The 20,536-nt window shown below is 60.8% G+C and carries 14 protein-coding genes; 9 read left to right on the forward strand and 5 right to left on the reverse strand.

The window, feature by feature from the left end; genetic code table 11:
• The first annotated feature begins 69 nt into the window (after nt 1–69).
• From BUE38_RS06085 to BUE38_RS06105, 5 genes are all read left to right on the forward strand, one after another.
• Complete coding sequence (locus BUE38_RS06085) at nt 70–1,500, forward strand: MDR family MFS transporter (protein ID WP_073434116.1); 1,431 nt, start codon at nt 70–72, stop codon at nt 1,498–1,500.
• Nucleotides 1,497–2,522, forward strand: a complete 1,026-nt coding sequence (locus BUE38_RS06090; protein WP_084541759.1) for an ABC transporter substrate-binding protein — start codon at nt 1,497–1,499, stop codon at nt 2,520–2,522. Before BUE38_RS06085 ends, BUE38_RS06090 begins: the two co-directional genes overlap by 4 nt.
• A gap of 112 nt (nt 2,523–2,634) precedes the next feature.
• Entirely contained in the window at nt 2,635–3,639 is a 1,005-nt protein-coding gene (locus tag BUE38_RS06095; RefSeq protein WP_073434117.1) for a FecCD family ABC transporter permease, read from the forward strand.
• Nucleotides 3,636–4,667: a FecCD family ABC transporter permease gene (locus tag BUE38_RS06100; RefSeq protein WP_073434118.1), complete on the forward strand. Its 1,032-nt coding sequence runs from the start codon at nt 3,636–3,638 to the stop codon at nt 4,665–4,667. Before BUE38_RS06095 ends, BUE38_RS06100 begins: the two co-directional genes overlap by 4 nt.
• Nucleotides 4,667–5,290 carry an RraA family protein gene (locus tag BUE38_RS06105; RefSeq protein WP_073434119.1) on the forward strand — a complete coding sequence of 208 codons (624 nt, stop codon included), beginning with the start codon at nt 4,667–4,669 and terminating at the stop codon, nt 5,288–5,290. Before BUE38_RS06100 ends, BUE38_RS06105 begins: the two co-directional genes overlap by 1 nt.
• 184 nt (nt 5,291–5,474) lie before the next feature.
• On the opposite strand, the gene BUE38_RS06110 is transcribed toward BUE38_RS06105, so the two are convergent.
• From BUE38_RS06110 to BUE38_RS06140, 5 genes are all read right to left on the reverse strand, one after another.
• The gene (locus BUE38_RS06110; RefSeq protein ID WP_200802148.1) at nt 5,475–7,520 is read right to left on the reverse strand and encodes an IucA/IucC family protein; all 2,046 of its coding nucleotides are present in this window, start codon (nt 7,518–7,520) and stop codon (nt 5,475–5,477) included.
• Complete coding sequence (locus BUE38_RS06115; RefSeq protein ID WP_073434120.1) at nt 7,517–8,302, reverse strand: HpcH/HpaI aldolase family protein; 786 nt, start codon at nt 8,300–8,302, stop codon at nt 7,517–7,519. Before BUE38_RS06115 ends, BUE38_RS06110 begins: the two co-directional genes overlap by 4 nt.
• Entirely contained in the window at nt 8,296–11,511 is a 3,216-nt protein-coding gene (locus tag BUE38_RS23235; RefSeq protein WP_084541760.1) for an IucA/IucC family protein, read from the reverse strand. Before BUE38_RS23235 ends, BUE38_RS06115 begins: the two co-directional genes overlap by 7 nt.
• Complete coding sequence (locus BUE38_RS06135; RefSeq protein ID WP_234986792.1) at nt 11,504–12,883, reverse strand: IucA/IucC family protein; 1,380 nt, start codon at nt 12,881–12,883, stop codon at nt 11,504–11,506. The genes BUE38_RS23235 and BUE38_RS06135 overlap by 8 nt, the downstream gene beginning before the upstream one ends.
• Before the next feature lie 682 nt (nt 12,884–13,565).
• Nucleotides 13,566–15,767 carry a TonB-dependent receptor gene (locus tag BUE38_RS06140; RefSeq protein WP_084541761.1) on the reverse strand — a complete coding sequence of 734 codons (2,202 nt, stop codon included), beginning with the start codon at nt 15,765–15,767 and terminating at the stop codon, nt 13,566–13,568.
• Nucleotides 15,768–16,125: 358 nt separating this feature from the next.
• On the opposite strand from BUE38_RS06140, the gene BUE38_RS06145 reads away from it, so the two are divergent.
• From BUE38_RS06145 to BUE38_RS06160, 4 genes are all read left to right on the forward strand, one after another.
• Nucleotides 16,126–16,998 carry an ABC transporter ATP-binding protein gene (locus BUE38_RS06145; protein ID WP_073434122.1) on the forward strand — a complete coding sequence of 291 codons (873 nt, stop codon included), beginning with the start codon at nt 16,126–16,128 and terminating at the stop codon, nt 16,996–16,998.
• Nucleotides 16,995–17,981: a sucrase ferredoxin gene (locus BUE38_RS06150; protein ID WP_073434123.1), complete on the forward strand. Its 987-nt coding sequence runs from the start codon at nt 16,995–16,997 to the stop codon at nt 17,979–17,981. The genes BUE38_RS06145 and BUE38_RS06150 overlap by 4 nt, the downstream gene beginning before the upstream one ends.
• A gap of 272 nt (nt 17,982–18,253) precedes the next feature.
• Nucleotides 18,254–19,081: a siderophore-iron reductase FhuF gene (gene fhuF, locus BUE38_RS06155; protein WP_073434124.1), complete on the forward strand. Its 828-nt coding sequence runs from the start codon at nt 18,254–18,256 to the stop codon at nt 19,079–19,081.
• 4 nt (nt 19,082–19,085) lie between these two features.
• Entirely contained in the window at nt 19,086–20,291 is a 1,206-nt protein-coding gene (locus tag BUE38_RS06160; protein ID WP_159438861.1) for a helix-turn-helix transcriptional regulator, read from the forward strand.
• Nucleotides 20,292–20,536: the final 245 nt, after the last annotated feature.

Below are 20,536 nucleotides of genomic sequence, written 5' to 3' on the forward strand. Positions count from 1 at the left end.
GCAAGAGCTCAATATTCAAGTTTGCGAATTCAGTCTTACCCGTTCACTCCTCAAGCCCAGCCAAAACCCATGCCGAAAGAATCGCAGCACGGCAGCAAGGTCCTGATCAGCGTTCTGCTGGGTACCTTCACTGTCAGCCTCAACAACAGTGCCCTGAACCTGGCGATTGCCGAGTTGATGAATGTGTTCGGGGCCAGTGCAGTGCAGGTCAGTTGGGTGGTGACACTGTTCCTGATCAGCATGGGCATGACCATGCCGTTGACCGGCTATCTCGCTGACCGCTTCGCTCGCCGACGCATCTATCTGATCGGCCTGTGGCTGTTTCTCGGCGGTTCACTACTGGGCAGTCTGGCTCAGGGGCTGAACGGTATTCTGCTTGCGCGTGGTATTCAGGGCATCGCGGCGGGGTTGATGATTCCGTTGTCGTTGTCGTTGATCTTTGCCAGCTACCCGAACGACAAACGCGGCAAGGTCAGCGGCATCTGGGGCTTCGCGGTGATGATCGCTCCGGCCATTGGCCCCAGCGTCGGTGGCCTGCTGCTGGAGGTCAGCCACTGGCGGATGTTGTTCGTGATGAACCTGCCCTTTGCACTGGCGGCCCTGATCTGCGGACACCTCTACCTCGAGCGTGACAAGCCCAACCGCCAGCGCCGCTTCGATGCGCTGGGTTTTGTGCTGGTGACACTGGGGATGGGGGCTGTGCTGTTCAGCCTCGGTACCACCTCATCGCTGGACGACCTGAGTCGTCTCGACCACGCAGGTCCCCTGCTGCTGGGTATCGGGCTGTTGCTGGCCTTCGTCAGTGTCGAGCGCCGGGTCGCCCAGCCACTGCTCGATCTCGGCCTGTTCGCGGTATCCCGCTATCGCACCAGCGTGATCATTGCCTGTGTGCAGGCAGTGATCACCTTCGGCTGTATTCTGCTGGTACCACTGTGGATGCAGCACGCGTTGGGCTTCAGCGCTCTGGCCACCGGCCTGGTCTTCCTGCCCACCGCCATCGCCGCCGCCTGTTGCTCTCCTCTGGCAGGCAGCATGATCGATCGCTATCCACCGCGCTGGGTGGTTGCCGGGGGCCTCTTCATTACCGCTGCCAGCCTGATCGGCATGGGCCTGCAGAGCCAGTTGGCTCCGTTCTGGATGGTGGCCGGCTTGATGGGACTACGCGGGGTCGGCCAGGGCTTTGCCTATCTGCCGTCGACCACTGTCGGTCTCAATGCGCTGCCGGATACCAGCCTCGCCCAGGGGGCGGCGATGAACAATATCGCCCGGCGCCTGGTGTCGTCCCTCGGCGTGGTGGTGCTCTCGCTGTATTACGATCTGCGCCTGACGCAGGGCCTCGCGGCCGGTGACTCCATGGCCCAGGCCAGCACGCTGGCCTCGCAGGAGGCCTTTCTCGGCCTGGCACTGCTGACCGCCTGCATGATCCCGCTGGCCTTGACCTTGCGCCGTGAGCAGCGGCAGGATGCTCCCTCTCCTGCCCCCTGCCGGACACGTCCATGATTTCCACACCGCGACTGGCGCGTCGCCTGCTGTCATTCCTGCTACTGGCAATGCCCTTCAGCCTGAGCCAGATGAGCCTGGCCAAGGACCTGTATCAGGACACGCATACCGTCACCAGTGAGTTCGGCGAAACGCGGATCGAGGGCACGCCTCAGCGCATCGTCACCCTCTATCAGGGCGCCACCGACAGTGCCGTGGCTCTGGGCATCACCCCGGTTGGGGTGGTCGATTCCTGGATGGAACGACCGATGTACCGCTACCTGCGTGACGAGCTGGAAGGCGTCGAACATGTCGGTCTCGAGACCCAACCCAACCTGGAACAGATCGCCTGGCTCAAGCCGGACCTGATTGTGGCCACTCGCTTCCGTCACGAGCGGGTACGGCCGCTGCTGGAGCGTATCGCACCCACGGTGGCCCAGCGTCAGGTGTTCGACTTCAGGGACAGCCTGCGAATGCTCGGTGAGGCAACTGGCCGTGAACAGCGCGCCAATCAGTTGCTGGATGACTGGAATGAGCGGGTCGCCGACTTCCGCATTCGAATTGCCGATAAGCTCGGCGACGAATGGCCGCAGAAGGCTGCCGTGGTGCGCTTCAAGAGCGACCATGTGCGTATCTACAGCACCGGCTTCGCCGGCTCGATTCTCGATGAGATCGGCTTTACCCAACCGGAGTCCATCGAGGACGAGGGCTGGGGCATGAAGCTCTCCAGCAAGGAGAACATACCGGTACTCAATGCCGATGTGCTGTTCCTGCTGCTGGACCCCAACGACCCCGCGATCATGGACAACTATCGTGACTGGTCGTCGCATCCGCTGTGGCAACAGCTGGATGCGGTACAGGCCGGAAGAGTCTACGAAGTCGACCCGGTGAGTTGGATCATGGGTGGCGGCATCCTCGCCGCCAACCTGATGCTGGATGACCTGTACGCGCACTATGGTTTTGAAAATCAGGGTATTGAAAGTCAGGGTTTTGAAAATCAGGGACTTCAAGATCAGGGGTCCCAAGACCCTGGGCCACGCTAGCTCGAAGCTCGCGACCCACAGGGACGTGGGAAGTGCCCATGTTCGTCGGGAACGAACATGGGCCAGCTCGAAGCTAGTCGTTAATGACTGAATCTGTTGAATGGAGCACGCGTTGCTGAACCGCCGATCCTGGAAGATCCTCGGGCTGATCCTGGGGACCGTGTTGATGCTGGTGGCCTTTGTCGCCAGTGTGGCGCTGGGTAATACCCCGATGCCCCTTACTGCGCTGGGCGACGCCCTGTGGCATTACGACCCCACCTCGGTCAACCACATCATCCTGCTCTCCGAGCGCCTGCCTCGGGCGGTGGTGGCCAGTCTGGTGGGTGCCAGTCTGGCCATTGCCGGTGCCCTGATGCAGACCATGACCCGCAACCCGCTGGCCTCACCGGGCATTCTCGGCATCAACGCCGGGGCGATGTTTCTGGTGGTGGTCTCGGTGTCGATTCTGCAGCTGCGCTCCCCCGCCGAGTATGTCTGGGCGGCACTGGCCGGTGCCTGTCTGGCCGCCCTGCTGGTCTTCCTGCTCAGCCGTGGTCGTCACGGCGAGCTCTCGCCACTGCGTGTGGTGCTGGCAGGCGTGGCAGTGACGGCGCTGTTCGTGTCCTTCAGCCAGGGCCTGTTGATCGCCGACCAGCAGGGGTTCGAGAGCGTGCTCTACTGGTTGGCAGGCTCGGTGGCGGGTCGCGATCTTGCCGCCCTCGAGCCATTGCTGCCACTGTTCGCCATCGCGCTGCTGTTGTGCATCTGCCTGGTACGCCACGCCAATGCGCTGATGCTGGGGGATGAGATGGTCACCGGGCTGGGTATCAATGCCGGGGCCATCAAGTTGCTGCTCGGGGTGGTGGTGATCCTGCTGGCCGGCAGTTCGGTGGCCATCGCAGGCATGATCGGCTTCGTTGGCTTGATCGTGCCACATATGGCCCGCGGGCTCTTTGGCCTTGACCATCGCTGGATGCTGCCCGGTTGCGCGCTGCTCGGCGCCAGCCTGTTGCTGTCGGCGGATCTGCTGGGTCGCTTTCTGATGCCGCCCCAGGAGGTCCCGGTGGGCATCATGACCGCGTTGCTCGGCACTCCGCTGTTCATCCATCTCGCCCGGCGGGGGGCCAGCGCGTCATGAGTCAGTCTCTCGCCCTGCCCGATCATCAACAACAAACATCGGATCGCCGACGTGTCATCAGCATCGCGCTGACTCTATCGCTGGTACTGCTGGCGAGTGTCTTCGCTTCGCTGTGCCTGGGCAGTTATCCGACCGCGCCCGCGGCGGTGATTGAAGCACTGATTCAGCCGGCGCAGAGCGATATCGCCTTTATTGTCTGGGAACTGCGCCTGCCTCGTATTCTTCTCGCAGTGCTGGTCGGCGCAGCGCTGGCCGTGGCCGGTGCCATCCTCCAGGGCATCGTGCGCAACCCGCTGGCCTCGCCGGATGTGATCGGCATCACCAGTGGCGCGTCGCTGCTGGCGGTACTGTTCCTGGCGCTGCTCACCGGCACCCTGAGCATTGTCTGGCTGCCGGCAGCGGCCATGCTGGGTGCCACAGCAGCCATGCTGCTGGTGTTCTCGCTGGCGTGGAAAAAAGGCGTGGCGCCCGGTCGGATGGTGCTGGTGGGGATTGGTCTGTCGGCGGCCATGGGGGCGGTCACCACGCTATTGATCGTAATCAGTGACGATGCCGCTGCCATGCATGCCTATGTGTGGCTCACCGGCAGCATCTATGCCGCTCAGTGGCGGGATGTGGTGGGCATGTTGCCATGGCTGCTGCTGTGCATTCCGCTGGCCCTGAGCCATGCCCGGCACATGGATGCACTGCGGCTGGGCGATATGGTCGCCATCGGTCTCGGCGTCAATGTGGCGCGCAGCCGCCTGGTGCTGATCGGTTGCAGCGTGGCGCTGGCGGGTGCCGCCGTGGCCTATGCCGGGGGCCTGAGTTTCGTCGGACTGATCGCGCCGCATATCGCCAGCCTTCTGGTGGGCCGAGGCTTCGCTCGGCTGGTGCCGGTCGCTGCCCTCACCGGGGCACTGATTCTGCTGTATGCCGACCTGCTGGGTCGCGTGGCCTTCCTGCCCCGTGATCTGCCGGCGGGTATCTTCGTTTCCGGGATCGGCGCGCCCTTCTTCGTCTATCTGCTCTACAGGACCCGAGACTGATGTTTCATATCCAGCCGCGCAGCACGGCCTTCCCGACGGAGACGCTGGAGCGCTTCCGCGACATCGACACCTCCACTCTGGGTCACTTGACCGACTTCGGGGCCATCAGCTCGCTGACACCCGTGCGTCGTCCTCTGCGCCTGCTCGGGCCAGCGCTGACGGTACGTATTCCCCATGGCGATGGCAGCATCATTCGCGAAGCACTGAAGATGGCCTGCCCCGGGGATGTGCTGGTGATCGATGTCTCCGGCGATGAGCGTCGCGCCTGCTGGGGCGAGTTTCGCGCCTACGCCGCCATGCAGAAGCAGCTGGCTGGCGTGGTCACCTCCGGCGCGATCACCGACTGGAAGCACATTGCCCGGCTCAACCTGCCGGTATTCAGCCGTGGCGCCAGCCCGCTGACCACCCGCGCCCTGGAGCTGGAAGGCGAGATCAACACCGCCGTCGCCATCAACGGCGTAACCATCAACCCCGGCGACCTGATCATCGGCGACGACGACGGCCTGTTCATCGTCCCACCGCACCGCGCCGACGCCCTCGCCGAAGCCGCCCTGACCAAGCAGCAACAGGAACAACAGAAGCGTCAGCAACTGCTGCAGGACCATCCAGAGTGGTTTCGGTAGCAAGAGGGGATTCGGTAATAGAGAGGTAGCGTTACCTGCCTTGAGTTCACGCAATTTGCCGCAGTCTGAATTTGCTGCCGCCTGAATTTGCTGCTGTCTGAGTTTTCTGCTGCCCGTACGAAAAACGGCGGCGCTCATCGAGCGCCGCCTTGGCATTACCGCAACATCAGCTCCAGTGGTTGCCCTATTCCTCCAACACTGCCACCTGCCGGAAGGGATTGGTGGTTCGCCCGGTGCCGAACGGCATGCTGCCGGGACCACCGGCACGCTCGATGATCGGGGCGATCAGCAGCTTGTACGGCCAGTCTTCGGCTTCCAACAGTTGGCCACGCAACAGTTGACGGTCTTCTGCCGAGAACGGTATCGCCTCGATCTGGCTGTCGATCACCTGGGCCATGGCGGTCCATAGCGATGCTGCAGGAATCGCGTAGTGTCCAGCCAGAGTGTCGATGATGGCACGCAGATTGACCTGGATCGCCAGCGTCTGCATCCAGAACAGCAGCGCCTCGAGGTCATCGTGGTACAGGGTATTGGCATGTCCCGGTTTGATGCAGTAGCACGGGTCTTCCATACCGTGCTCTTCCAGACGCGATACCGTGATACGCAACGAGTCATGGTCACGCAGCAGCAGGCCGTCACACTGACCGTCCTTCCACACCAGTACCGCATTCTGGCCATGCACCTCGGCCAGCATACCGAGGCGGAACATGCGCAGGTTGAGCTCGAAGAAGCACTGGCAGAGCTCGGTGAACAGCCCCGTCACTGTCTCGGCAGACGTCTCCAGACCACGATGGGCCAACCAGTCATCGAAGAAATGGTGGTTGCCCTCGGGCAGTGGCGTACCCAGCGCTGCCATGGGAATCAGCCGGTAGCTGTCATCCTCGAGCAGCTGTGACGGATAGCTGCGCACCATTGCCGACAGGTGACGTGGCGCCTCGTCAAACAGGGTCGCGTCCGGCGGCATGAACGCCCACCACTTGCCCTCATCGCACAGATACAGGGAGCGAGCGAGGCGTTCGTCCTTGTCCCGCGCCTGGTGAAGCAGGCGTGCGCTGAGGTCGCCATTGAGCATCTTCACCGCCGGCAGGTAACGCGAGGCCCCCAGTGAGTGGATGGCCATGGGCAGCTTCAGGTAATGGGCCGAGTCATTCATCGGTGCCAGAGAGCGCAGTGAGGATGTGGCCAGCCAGGGTTTGGACTCGACCTCCAGCGTCACGCAGTGACCTGCCTCGAAAGCCTGCGCCAGCCACTTGGGCAGGGCGTGCTGATGCTGCCAGGGGTGCACGGGAATAGCAACATGGGTTTCCGCCAGCCCGTGCTGAGCCAGGGCAGCCTGGAGAGCGTCACGGGTCTCGGCATTGGCCATCCACGCGGCCGGACCGCCATCGGTATTATTCGCTGCGGCGCCAGTCTGCATCTGGTCACGGGGAATGGCCACCCAGAGCAGTGCCACGGGTTGAGCGAACTCGGCCATCCAGGCCAGGTATTCGCTGTCACTCATCCCCTGCTTGGCCTTGGCCGTGGGGTGATAAGGGCGATCCAGCAGCGAGGCCCACTGCTCCATGACGGTGAAGAACTCCGCCGAAGTGCGGTCGAGCAGTTGGCGTGTATCGACCCGGTGATCCACCGACAGTGCCGTCTGCACCTCACTGACCCGCAGTGCCTCGAGGAATACCCGTTCGCCCTGCCCAAGGCTGTCTTCGGTCAATCCCTTCTGTCCCTTGAGGACTTCCAGCATCAGCTCGCGGGGCGTCAGTACACGCCAGGACGGGGCATGGTTCAATTCAACCGAGTTCAATCCAACCGGGTCCAATCCAGCCGGGTTCCCCTCGACATGGAAAACGCGGCTGCCGGGAACCTTCTCCCAGGCCTGGGTAATACCCGGCTGCATCAGCATCACCAGTGAACCACCGGCTTCATGCTGCCAACGCCACAGGCGGCGTGATGCCTGCTCCATCAGCAGGGCTTGTTCGCTCAGCAAGACGGACTCGGGCAGCAGGGTATGCTCGGGCAGCTCACCGATCAGTGAGTCAGCCTGTTCAGGCGTCAGCCATTCGGCGGTGACTCCGTCGAAGAAACCTTCCACCCAAAGGCCATCCACCAGCGCCTGCATCAACTGGTTCTCGGCATACTGTTGAGCGTTGCTGTGGCTTTCCCCTTCAGGGGTCGTCTGTGCGGAGGTCATCAACGTAGGGCTCATCGATACGGGCTGCATTTGTGCTGAATTCATGACGGCATGTCTCCTGAAGAGGATCTGGCACTGGCAAGGGCGTGGCTCAAGGCGCGGAAGGCAATGCCGCGTTCGTCACCCAGCATGAAGGCGCGCACACCTCTGGCGCGCCAGTCGGCCTGGGCTTGTGGCTCACGGAGGAAGGCGCAGTAGGGAACGCCATGGCGCTGGGCGCTATCGGCGACACGCTGCAGGGACTCAATGACGTCGGGGTGCTGGGTCTGCCAACTGACGCCCAACGACTGGGAGAGATCCGCCGCTCCCTCGAGCAGCAGATCCAGCCCCGGCACGGCGGCAATGGCGTCGATGTTGTCGACCCCGGCACGACTCTCGATCATGGCCACCACCATGATCTGGTCATTGGCCCGAGTGACGTAGTCCTTCAGCGGATACTTGCCAAAGGACCCCGGGCGCCCGGCATTGAGGCTGCGCTGGCCGGTCGGCGCATAGCGGCACGCGGCCACCGCACGCTCGAGGGTTTCGGCATCCTCGATACTGGGCAGCACAATGCCCTGAGCACCGGCATCGAGCAGGCGCAACATGACCTTGGGGTCACTGTCGGCCACCCGCACCAGCGGTGTCAGCTCGTAGCTCTCCGCCGTGCGGATCATGTGCTCGATGGTTTCGGGGTTGATCAGCACATGCTCGGTGTCGATGATCACGAAATCGAAGCCGGCCTCGGCGATCAACTCGATGGATGCCGCCGTCGGCAGCGACGCCATCACACCATGGACCTCGCGGCCCTCGACCAACGCTCGCTTGAGTAGATTGGTCCTCAGCATAGGGCCTCCGCTGGCTCATGCTGCCGCTCACCCTGCTGCGGCCTGAAGGGGGCCATCGGGTTGGGCACCAGACGCGCCTGCAGCTCGGCATCACCGAACATACGTCGCTTGGTCAGGGCTTCCACTTCATAGGTCGGCGCGAACACGTCAAACAGCTCGAAACGTTCACGATGCTGCGGATGGGACTGCTGGTAGGCAATCACTACATCGGCTGCCATGGCCCAGAAGTCGTGTTCCTCCAGCGCGAAGTGGCGGCGCAGGAAGATCGCCATCTCGGCCAGCGCGATGAAGAAGAAGGCATCGCAGGAGAAATCACGCACGGCCTCGACGTCATCGGTGATGATGAAGGAGTTGCGATTGAGCGCAGCGTGACTGGCAGGCACCGGCTCCAGCTCCGGAGCCAGCTCGGGGCGAGCCAGATGCTCGGGGCTGTAGCGCACGCCGTCATGGAAGTCCTTGAGCGCAATACGCAACGGCCATCCGTCGCGGTGAATCACCACGATATTCTGGCCGTGGGACTCCATGCCCAGCCCTTCGGCATACAGCATGTGGATGATCGGCAGCACACTGACCTGCAGCAGTTGGCGCGTCCAGGCTTCGAGTCCGAAGCGCTCGATCCAGGGCTGGATGAAGGGTGTCTGCGAGCCATCGGCATGGCGCTGGTGCTGACTCAGGCCATTCAGTGGGACCGCCTGTTCACCGGGGCGCAGATACTGGCTGACGTTCTCGCGCCAGATCGCCCCCAGGGTGCCGTAGACCCCGGCGTAGCGCGAGGCATCAAAGGCACGCTCATCCACTGCAGCACCGGCAACCTCGCCGAGGATGGCAAATCCCAGTCCCCTTGCGGTGTCATCAGTTTCGATCAGCTGCTGCAGCCACTGGGTGATGATCGGGCCGTTGGTGACCGTGTGCCGGGCCAGAATCCGCGTGCTCGAGGTATTGGTGATGCTCAGTGCCAGCTTGACGTAGGGCCGCTGGCGATCCCGTGGCGCCAGGGTACGAATCGACTGCTGTGCGGAATAGATCGCCTCGCCCTGCCCCAGACAATGGACCTCACCACGGGACAGCTCGGGATACAGGACACTCACTGCGATGTGATTCCACTGCCAGGGGTGCACCGGTATCAGCACCACGTCGTCGCGGGTCAGTTGCCGACTCTCCAGCCAGCGTTCCAACCGCGCCAGTACTTCACCCCCCGCCTCGGCATCAACAAACTCCCGAGTGGCAATGCGATCGACGCTGGAACAATGCGCCAGTCGCTTCGGCACCGCCAGCCACATCAGGCGAATCGGCAGCGCGAACTCCGGCCCGTAGCGGTGGTTGTCCTGCAGCGAGAATCCCAGCCGCGACTTGTAGCAGGGATGATAGCTGTGAGCATCGGTGAAGTAGTGCTCAAGAGCATCGGCATCCAACTGCTGCGGGTGCTCCAACCCCACCTGCTGATACGCTGCGGACTGCGCATCCTTGATCAGGGTCTGCTCCAGTTCATTGATGAAGCCGGACTGCATGGCGCCACTACCGCCCCCTTCTCCCTGACCGAACTGCGCTCTCAGATCGGCGACCAGTTGCTGAAAACTCGGTGACTGCTCGTCGCCATCCGCACTCAGGAGGCAAATCGAGGCATAGTCGAGGCGGATCAGTTCGAAGCTGTCACACTGCCAACCGTCGATCTGATAGAGGTTGGCACCCAGCTCGATCAGAAAACGGCGATTGGCATTTTCTCCTCCACTACACGACTCACGCTCACCTCCGCGCGGAAAGGGCGAAGCCTCGCGATAGCTCAAGACCTGCTCGTACAGCAAGGTCTGCAGCAACTGACCAATCACGCGCTGCTGGACACGCGGATAGTGACGCCACTGGGCCTCGGCGGTGAAGGGGACAGCAATGCTGGTCTCACGTGGATCGGCCGGATTCTGGGTGGTGCAGTCGGCAAGGGAAAGCTGTGGCATGGAAGTCTCATGGTCGGAAATGAGATGCTCGGTAATGAAATGCTGCGCGGGGCGCGGATGACACAGGAAATCGGCGTGGGAGATGTTGTAGCCGTAGGCTCCCGCCAGCGGCAGGACCAGCAGGTCGCCGACCGCCACGTTCTGCAGATGGCGATGGCGGCTGAGCACATCCTTGGGTGTGCATAGCTGTCCCACGACGCTCCAGCTGCCGGACTCACCATCAACAGTCCCCGCCTGGGGCAGATGAATGACCGGGTGGTCATGGCTCTGGGCGGCAGGCAGGCGGAACTGATGGGTTCCTCCGCGGCAGACCAGGAAGCCTTCGCCATGGCTGAACTTGCGATCCAGTACCTCGATCACGTAATAGCCACAGAACGCGGTGAGGAAGCGGCCAATCTCGAAGCGTAGTCGAGGCGGGTTATGCATTGCGTTCAATTGGCTTTCCAATGACCGGCACAACGCCGGCCAGTCGAACTGCTGTTCGCCGCCCGGTTGGTCAATCAGATAGTTGACCCCAATGCCACCGCCGACGTTGAGTTGCACCAGCGCCTCGGGATTCCTGGCCAGCGCCTGCCATTCGGGCCAGCGCGCCAGATACCAGGCGATCAGTTGCTGGTGACGCTCGACGTCCTGCTGATGCGACATGGCATGAACATGAAAGCCCACCAACTTCAGGTGACTGGCGTTGTCGACTGCCTGCACGGCCTCGGCCAGATCAGCCTCATCAATCCCGAAGGGCGTGGGAGCTCCAGCCATCTGCAAACGGCTGCCAGCCGCCTCGGGCAGGCTCGGATTGATACGCAGCAGTACCGACTGCGGCTGCCCCATGTCACGGGCGATATTCTGCAACCGCGCAATCTCACCCACACTCTCGACATGGAAGGCCTCGATACCGTTGGCGATGGCCTGACGCATATCCGAATCCAGCTTGCCGGGACCGGACAACACCCAGGGCCGAGGCTGGGAACAGCCACAGGCACGGGCAATCTCCCCGCCGGACGACAACTCGAATCCATCGACGATGGGCGCCAGGGTCTCGAGGATCGGTGCTTCGCTGTTGGCCTTGATCGCGTAGTACAGCTCGACACCCTCGGGCAGCTCAGCCTTGAGTTGCCGAGCATGCCCGGACAGCGCATTCAAGTCATAGAAGAAGGCAGCCATGGGATCCGCCAACTGACGACGCTGGTTGCTGATCGCCTGAATCACGTTCAGCGGCAGATCCGCACGCGCCCCGGGGATGGCAATATTGAACTCAGACATGCGCCACCTCTCTGCACCACGGGCTGGGTAACTGTACGTACTGAGCCTTGCGATCCGCCTCGGCCATCAGTCGCAGCTTGAAGTTGGTCTTGCAGGGAATCGGCTGGCCATCGAGTAGCGCATCCAGTTCGGGGGTCTCGATATCGAGCTGTTCGCGAACCTGGACCAGCTCTTCTCGCACCAGCTCCCACAGCGCATCGGATAACGCAGGGCGCTGCCAACTGAGCGCCAGAATCGCTTCGGAAAGATGGTTGATGAACAGGCAGTAGGCGATGCGATTCCAGCCCTGCTCGCGACTATAGGTCAGCGACTGACGTACCCGCGGATGAAGATTGCCCTCCCCGGCCAGCCAGTCGATTCCCTTGTCCTCAGTGAGCTTGACGCCCTCGAAGTCACGCAGCAGCACCTGACACGGACGTCCCTGGTCGTGAATCAGCACACAATTCTGCAGATGCGGCTCCATCACGATCCCGTGTCGGAAGAACAGTGCCAGTACCGGCTGTATCAACACCGCCAGGTAGTCGCGGAACCAGTCGAGAATCAGCGACTCATCCGGCATCTCCTGGGAGTCGCCGTTGCCGAGGAAGGGCATCACCAGTGGTGACAGCTGGGCATCGCGGGCAAACAGGGTCGCGGTCAACAGGCAACGCGAGGCACCCTGATCACGACAGAAGTTCTCGCGCAGGATGATGCCAGTCTGCTCACGAAACCAGGTATGGGTCTCACCTTTCGCCTCACTCGGTGCCCAATACAGGGTCGCTGGCTCCCGGGCGACACACAGCCCTGCCAACGCAGGATCATCGCGCTGCACCAGGTGGTGCATGATGCGGTCCACGACCAGAGTGCTCTCCAGCTCGTACCAGGCATTCTTGCGCACACAGTTGGTAATACGCACATTGAGCGAGCCCTTGATGAAGTAATCGTGGTCCTTGATATACCAGGTACGCATCGAGGCGGTGGGTCTGGCGATCAGGCCGGTTGCCCCAAGGTCGCGAATCACACCATCGCGCAGCAGTGCGGCGACACGCTCGTCTCGGCGGAACAGTTCAGCCTGGACCGGATGCATACTGATCACCGCATACTCGGCACTCTGGCGATGAGACTGGTCAGCCACCTGCGCCAGTGCTTGACTGGCACCGATACGGTTGGTCTCGACACACAGACCGTCACGGGGCACCTCGAACTGGTGAAGCGCTGTCTCCCCACCTAACTCCGGTGCGTGACGGTGAGCATTGTCCAGATTCGGCCATTGCCTGGCCTTGGGAGTCGGATGATTGGGATGTCCAAACAGGAGTCCCTGTTCACTGCGCGCATAGTCCTGAAGCGGGCGGAAGTCCTGATGGAGGGAAGCATGCCGCAGAACATCTTCCATCACCTGTCGACTTTGCGAGACCTGACCACTCAACTCACTGTTTATTGAGCCTGTTTCTGAAGTTTCGTTGACACGGCAGTTATCCAGAAGCATAACCACCAGAGTATCGAAATCGGGACTATGCCACACATGGTCCCGGGGAGACTTTACATACACATCTGAACAATAATACTGGCTACCAATAGCAGACTTCCTGTCCACCAGAACAAGTAATGAAAGTTCTTCTGACCAACTGACATGAAGTGGAATATCGATATATCTTGATGGTAACCCCTGATAATTATCAGGCCATTGATATTCCACAAGACCATCGGGAATGGCGATTTCCTTGATGATGCAGTTCATCAGCGCATGCAGGGACGCATGCCGACTCGCCTCGCTCGGTGAGCAAGGTCTTGAGGGGATGTCCATAATCGCTCCGCAATGTTGACTTACCGTCTGACTCGATCATCGCTTGATGCTTTCAGATCCAGGATGACCACATGAGCCCTGCGCTACATTCCTTGCCTATTAACAGTCTGGTAAACATGGCGACAACACCACGACACCAGCGCCTCCATTGCTAGTCACACTGCAGAGTTATTGGATTGGTATTATTATGAACTTGATTTCATTTGACACCTGGTGCCGGTCGTTTCCGTGACGGCCAGCACCAGGTTGTTTCATTTCTCGAGATCAAACGCTAGAAGTCGACGCTATAACCCAGCGTGACCGTACGTCCACGGCCGGCAAAGTAACGGTCATCATTGACCAGTGCACTTTGCGAGTAGTAAGTGACGTAGTCCTCGTCCAACAGGTTGGCGACACCCACATTCACCTGACCGACCGGCAGCTCATAACCCACGGCAGCATCGACCAGCAGATAGCCATCGAACTCGCGCTCTTCCTCATCGAAGCTCTTGTCGAAGGCATAGTTGGCCTGGACAAAGGAAGTGAACTCCGGAGTCCAGCGCGCCGACCAGCTGGCGATCAGGCGATCCGGTGCCACATTCAGGCCATTGAGCTTGGCATCCAGGGAGCCGTTGTCGTCACTATCATAGCGGCCGTCCATGTACGAATACGCCAGGCGGCCCTTGTGATTGGAGGTAAACTGATAATCCACAGAGGCTTCCACCCCTTCGATCTCGGTCTCCTCACGCTTCAACACAAAGGCATCATTGACTTCCTCGACACGATCACCGAAATCGGAGGACGAGACGTAGTAGCTCAGCTCCGCACCCAGACGGTCGCCTTCGTAGCGCACACCGGTCTCGATGTTGTCGGTCACGATCGGGCGCAGGTTCTCGAAGTTATCGACGGAGCGGCCAGGCTCGCTGATGCCGCGCAGTGCTCGCCCTACATCGGGTACCGAGAAGCCTTCGGAGTAGTTGGCGAACAGATTCCAGTTCTCCACTGGCGTCCATACGGCACCGAAGTTGAACAGAGTCTCGTCGAAGCTCGGCGAACCACCTTCAACATCAACGCCGCCATTGGCCGCCACCGTCCGATAGCTGTCGATATCTAGCTTGGCATACTCATAACGCACCCCTGCCGAAAGCAGCAGTGAATCCACCGGACGCAATTCGAACTGCAGGAACGGCGAGATATCAGTGTACTGAATCGGTGGCACATAGGTGCGATCGGTCAGCCACAGATACTGCTCGGTCTCGTCGACCATAGTGTCCAGGCCGCCAGTGATCTTGAGACGCTCGTCCCATAACTGGTCGTTGGTCAACGACAGCTTGGTGCCCCATTTCTGGGTCTCGGCCATGCTTTGATCGTAAAGCGTACCATCTGGCGCAATCGACGGATCCTGGAAGTTACCGGAATCGGTGGCACCAAATAGCGACTGGTAGTCCTGATAGTACGCAAGGGCACTGAGGTGCATACCTTCAAGGTCGTAGTTGTCGTAACTCAGGCCAGTGGTCCAGACCTCGTTGAAGGGGGCGTCGCCTTCCGGTGTGCCACTTTCGGAAGTGGTCGGGACACCATTTTCCCGATCACCGGTAACACTGACGTAATCGCCGTTGCCTTCGATATCATAATGATTGACGGTGAACTGCAGGCGCTGATTATCATCGATCCAGTAAGCCAGCTTGCCGAGGATGTCGTAGCTGCGCGAATCCATCAGGTCGCCCTGGGTGTTATCGACCCCGATGTAGTCGCCATCACCATCGAGGAACATCCCCTGATCCTCATAGCCGACAGAGAACAGGTAATCGAAGTCTCCGGCATTACCACTCAGGCCATAGTTGACCTTGTAACTGTTGGTCTCGGACTTGAGCTGACTGGTCGGCGTGGTCATCTGTACATCGACGTGCTGATTGAACGACCCCGGCTCCGGGCGACGCGTGATGATATTGATGACGCCGCCGGCAGCGCCGATGCCGTTGGTGGCATTGGCTCCCTGGATCACCTCGATGTGATCGACCATCGAATAATCGATGGTGTGGGCTTCGCGGCCGGTGGGACGCAGCGGGTTGGACTGTGGAATACCGTCGATCAGGATCAGCGGCCGCCTGCCACGCAAGGTCTCGCCACTGCCGCTCATCTTCTGACGGCTCGGCGAGTAGGACGGTAGCAGGTTGCTCAGGATCTGCGAGGAATCGGTGGTCACCTGCAGCTGCTGCTGGATTTCCTCGTTGGTGATGATACGCACGGTCTGCGGGGAGTCCTCAACCGTGGTCCCGGTACGCGAGGCCGTTACCACCATCACATCTGCGGGTTCCGTCCGTGCACTAGTCTGTTCAGAAGTACCCGGCTGCTCGGAAGTGGCTGGCTGCTCGGAAACACCGGACTGTTCGGAAAAGGCTGGCTCAGCGGGGTTGGCCTCCTGAGCAAGGCCCGGAGCAGAGACGGCCAACCCAAGCATGGACACTGTCGGCCAGAGTGCATGGCGTTTCATTGAATGGTGTATCCCTTGTTATTGCTCAAAACAGAGCTGGAGCTCAAGATATTGGAGATTATCGTAATGAGAATGATTATCTTAAAGAATTGAGGCACATTCTGTCTACCTGTATTGGCATAGTTTCTCCTCCCCATACCAGCACGGCCTCGTGCCTCCATCGAGATCACCACAGCTATCGCCAATGTCCCATGGTCACGGCCTCAGCGTCTCTCCGGCTCGCCTCCGTCAGACCGCCTTCCAACCGTCCTTCCAGCGCCCTGTCCAGCTCCCAGAGGATCACGCCTTCGATTGAAAATGAGAATGTTTTGTCATAGTGTGCAGCAGCTTCCATGACCATCCATCGAGCCGGTTATCCATGCCCGTCACACCGCCCAGACCTACTGCTTCTCCTCGCCTATGTGGCGAAGGCCTGCATGCCGGCTATGAATCGCGGCGAGTGCTGGATGATGTCGACCTGAGTGTTGCCGAAGGCAAGGTCACGATACTGCTGGGTCCCAACGGTAGCGGTAAGTCGACGCTGCTCAAGACACTGGCCCGTACACTCAAGCCCAGCGGCGGGCAGATCCTCCTCGATGGCAAGGATATCCATCAGCGCTCCTCGCGGGATGTGGCCTGCCGTCTCGGTATCCTGCCCCAGGGTCCCACGGCGCCCGAGGGCCTGACCGTGCGTCAGTTGGTCGCCATGGGGCGCTTTCCCCATCAGCGGTTGTGGCGCCGGGATTCTGCAGAGGATGAACGTGCCATTGCCGATGCCATGGCCTATACCGATGTCACCGATTTTGCCGAACGGGGCGTCGATGCCCTCTCCGGCGGCCAGCGTCAACGCTGCTGGATCGCCATGGTGCTGGCCCAGAACACCGACCTGATTCTGCTCGACGAGCCGACGACCTTCCTTGATCTCAAGGTACAGGTCGACCTGCTCGAACTGCTCACGCGGCTGGCCCATGAACACGGTCGTACGCTGCTGGTGGTGCTGCATGACCTCAACCTGGCAGCGGCCTACGCGGACCATTTGGTGATGATGCGTGATGGGCGTATTGTCGAGAGTGGGACGCCACAACAGGTCTTCACCGCCGCCAACCTCAAACGAGTCTTCGAGCTTGATGCCGAGGTGATCCGCGACCCACGCAGCGGTAGCCTGATCTGTGTACCGCAGCGTGTTCGCCCCTCCTCACCAACACTAGATACCGCCGGTGACAGCCCTGGAACGGAGCACCGAATGTCATGAGCCATCGCTTCTGCACCGAACTCAGTCGACAACAGGGCGACCCGCTGGCCGGGACTGCCGCTCATCCGGCGCCCAACATGCTGATCAGTTGGCCTCGCGCCAAGTGGAAACGCAGCCTGCGCCATGCCAACGATATGCCCGACTCGATGATCGAGCGCCTCGATGCCATTGCCGCCAGCGGTCGCCGCATCAACCTGATCCATCGCCGGGACCAGCCGTCCGATATCCATCGGATCTACCTGATGCCCGAGCGCCTGTCCTTTGATGTAGTGCGCGACGATCTGGAAACCTTTCTCGATGCCTGGCAGGCCGGCAGGTCGTTGGATGCCTGGCAGGCAGGCAAGGTCAGCGAGGATCTGGTGCTGTGCTGCACCCATGGCAAGAAGGACAAGTGTTGCGCGAAATTCGGTTATGCCGCCTGGCAGGCACTGGAAAAGGCCGTGGGCGAGCACCAGTTACCCTTCAAGGTGTGGGAAAGCTCACATCTCGGAGGATGCCGGCTGGCGGCAAGCATGATTGTGCTGTCACCGGTACGCAAATATGGCCGCATCAGCCCTGAACAAGCCTTGCCACTGCTGGTTGCCGAGTCCAGAGGCCAACGTTATCTGCCCTGCTATCGTGGTGACTCGCAACTCAGTGCCGTGCAACAGAGCGCCCAATTGGCCGTGTTGAAGCGTACCGACCTTCGCCCCAGACAGCCTGAGTTGACACTGGAAAGCGATCAGGGAGATGACGAACATCGCCAGTTGGTGTGGCATTGCCAACATGACGACGGCAGCACCCAGCGTCTTCAGGTCAGTTGCAGGGCAATCAGCATCCTGCGTGTCGATACCTGCAAGGACCTCGACGAAGGGCCGACGCCCAGCCTTGTCTGGACCGTCAGCCATATCGAGGAGCTTCAGACCGACCCGCAGCCCGCTCCTCAATCCCATTCATCTCAGCCCGACTCATCTCAACACCCGGCGCCTCAGACCTGCTGCTGAGTCAGACCTTCTCTCTACATGTCGGGCTATCGCTACATACCGGGCTATCGCTACATACCGGGCTATCTCCACACACCGGGGCAACGACCCACCGAAGCCCCGCGCCAGGCTGAATGACTCCGCTGTACAGAACTGCTCGCGTTTCAAGGCTGAACGACGTCGGCTGACAAGGCATGTTTGATAACAATTCGCATTCAATGCATACTGGAGTCTGCTACTCCCAATCAGCTGATGCCAGCGTCAGGCTACCAGCAGCTTCAGGAAAGTGTGCCATGACCTCCGCCCTCTCCCGCCTCTATTGCGGTCCTCTCGAGCAACTGACACCACCACTGGTCAGTAGCACGCTGCCGGAGGATGCACTGCCTGCAGACCAGCTGCTCGACGCCAACGTTATCGAGGAGCGCCTCGAACGTCTTGCCGCCCAGCACCAGGGCAATGACATCAAGGCCATCGCCTCGATCTGGTCCCAGTGGCACTTCGCCGCGGTTGTTGTCCCGGCGCTGGCCGCCAACCTGCTGCTCGAGCGCGACCTTCCCGTTACCCTCGACGAGATGGCCATCCAGAGCGATGAGCATGGCTGCACCCGACGCCTGGTGCTTCCCCATGAAGGCACGCCACTGCCGTCACTGGATGCCTTCCAGCGCTTCGAGACACTTTTCCAGGGCCATGTATCCCCGCTGATCGAGATGCTCTCCTGCCTGAGCGGCGCCTCGCCACGTCTGTTCTGGAGCAACTTCGGCAACTACTTCGAGTATTTCGCCAACAATGCCGAGCTCCACCCCATGGCGCTGCCGGGTGTCGCCGATGAGGCCTTGCGTCTGGTGGATCATCGTGTGTATCCGGATGGTCGCCGCAATCCGTTATTCATGCCGGTACGCTATCTCGAGAACGAGACGGGAGAGCGTCATCGCACACGACGTCTGTGCTGTCTGCGCTACCGACTGGATGATTGCGAATACTGTGGCAACTGTCCGCTGGAAGCCACGGCGTCCACCAGGGCGGCCAAACGTGCCGCCGTGGTGCAGAAGTTCGCGCCACGCCGCGAGGCGCCGACGAACAGCACTACCGATGAAACGTGTCTGGCCGCTTCCGGGAACTGAGACCATGACTGCCTCCGGATCTCGCCCCCTCGCCGGCGGGCTGCCCGAACTGGTCGCCGATACCTCGAACCTGATCACCGTCGCCGACTTCCTCAGCTACGGTGAACGACACGGTATCGATTATCGTTTTGCCGGTGGTATTAACCCGGCATGCTTTCATGTTGGGTTAATGGCGGCACAGGGACGTGCCGCCGTCGGCCATCAGGCCGACGCGAGACCGCACCACACCAGCAGATCCACGCATCTGCGCCAGTGTGGTGCGGACGACAATCAAATCGATCAGGATGAGCTATTTGATTGCCATGTTAATAGCGTTCCCTGCCACCCGCGTTGCAGCCAGGCGGTGCTCAAGGGGCGAGTCTTCGAAGAGACACTGACACCCGGCTGGCAATTGACATTTTCCGACGTCGAAGTCCTGCATGCCTACGATTCCTGCTCGACCATGGCCTCGCCACTGTTTGTCTGTGTGGTGCTGGAAGGCGCCATCCAGATCGAGATCGGCGGTCATCAGCAGCGCATGGAAGCCGGCAATGCCTTGAGTGCCCGCCTCGCCGAGGAGGCCGCCCTACGTGTTCATCAGCCTGCAGAGCAACGCCTGCGCACACTCAATCTGGCCCTGGACGACGATGCCATCCATGCCCTCGCTCAACGACATGGTCTGATCGAACCGCTGCGCGCCGACCGCCCCCAGCTGCATGTCTGGCCACTACCGGGATTCCTGGCTCCCGCCATCGAGCAGGCCCTGAAACCACAACCTTCCCACGCTCAACGCCAGATGATGCTGGAGGCACTGGCACTGCAGATGCTGGCATTGGGGTTGCCGCAGACCCACAGCAAGCAGGGCCGTTTCTCTCCGGACGAACGTCGCCGACTGGAGCAAGTCCGCCGTCACCTGCGCGACAACCCCGCCCAGCCCTACCATCTCAAGCAACTCGCCGAGATGGCATCGATGAGCCCCAGCAGCCTGCGTACCAAGTTTCAGCGCCATTTCGGCACCTCGGTGTTCGACTATCTCCGTGAGTGTCGTCTGCAACTCGCCCATGAGTTACTGCGCGATGGCCACAGCGTGCAGCTGGCCGCCTATGAAAGCGGCTACGGCCATACCAGCAACTTCTCCACCGCCTTCCGCCGTCGCTTTGGCGTCTGTCCCAGTACGATCCTTCCGCATGCCGCCGACCAGCCCTCCGGGCTTTGCCGAAATCACGCCTGAGCCTGGCCGAAATCACACTTGGGCCTTGCCGATAGCCCCCCTTTCATTGATTCTCGACCAGCCCAATCGTTTAAATATCGTAAGTAAAGAATCCCTACTATTCGACTTCAAGACCACACCGGCTACTACTTTCGTCTATTTTTACGTGTTTTCCTGCCCATTACAAAGCTGCATAGGGTATGCACAAAATCATCATAGCCGTTAAATAGTGGCATGGGCTGGCCAGCCAATTACCTTTATCATTG

The sequence above is a fragment of the Halomonas cupida genome (genome assembly GCF_900142755.1).
Lineage (GTDB): Bacteria > Pseudomonadota > Gammaproteobacteria > Pseudomonadales > Halomonadaceae > Halomonas > Halomonas cupida.

What these genes read in the sequence shown, in the direction of transcription:
- BUE38_RS06085 (WP_073434116.1), top strand. Translation starts at nt 70, where the DNA reads ATGCCGAAAGAATCGCAGCACGGCAGCAAGGTCCTGATCAGCGTTCTG.
- BUE38_RS06090 (WP_084541759.1), top strand. Translation starts at nt 1,497, where the DNA reads ATGATTTCCACACCGCGACTGGCGCGTCGCCTGCTGTCATTCCTGCTA.
- BUE38_RS06100 (WP_073434118.1), top strand. Translation starts at nt 3,636, where the DNA reads ATGAGTCAGTCTCTCGCCCTGCCCGATCATCAACAACAAACATCGGAT.
- BUE38_RS06105 (WP_073434119.1), top strand. Translation starts at nt 4,667, where the DNA reads ATGTTTCATATCCAGCCGCGCAGCACGGCCTTCCCGACGGAGACGCTG.
- BUE38_RS06110 (WP_200802148.1), bottom strand. Translation starts at nt 7,520, where the DNA reads ATGAATTCAGCACAAATGCAGCCCGTATCGATGAGCCCTACGTTGATG.
- BUE38_RS06115 (WP_073434120.1), bottom strand. Translation starts at nt 8,302, where the DNA reads ATGCTGAGGACCAATCTACTCAAGCGAGCGTTGGTCGAGGGCCGCGAG.
- BUE38_RS23235 (WP_084541760.1), bottom strand. Translation starts at nt 11,511, where the DNA reads ATGTCTGAGTTCAATATTGCCATCCCCGGGGCGCGTGCGGATCTGCCG.
- BUE38_RS06135 (WP_234986792.1), bottom strand. Translation starts at nt 12,883, where the DNA reads ATGGAAGATGTTCTGCGGCATGCTTCCCTCCATCAGGACTTCCGCCCG.
- BUE38_RS06140 (WP_084541761.1), bottom strand. Translation starts at nt 15,767, where the DNA reads ATGAAACGCCATGCACTCTGGCCGACAGTGTCCATGCTTGGGTTGGCC.
- BUE38_RS06145 (WP_073434122.1), top strand. Translation starts at nt 16,126, where the DNA reads ATGCCCGTCACACCGCCCAGACCTACTGCTTCTCCTCGCCTATGTGGC.
- BUE38_RS06150 (WP_073434123.1), top strand. Translation starts at nt 16,995, where the DNA reads ATGAGCCATCGCTTCTGCACCGAACTCAGTCGACAACAGGGCGACCCG.
- fhuF (WP_073434124.1), top strand. Translation starts at nt 18,254, where the DNA reads ATGACCTCCGCCCTCTCCCGCCTCTATTGCGGTCCTCTCGAGCAACTG.
- BUE38_RS06160 (WP_159438861.1), top strand. Translation starts at nt 19,086, where the DNA reads ATGACTGCCTCCGGATCTCGCCCCCTCGCCGGCGGGCTGCCCGAACTG.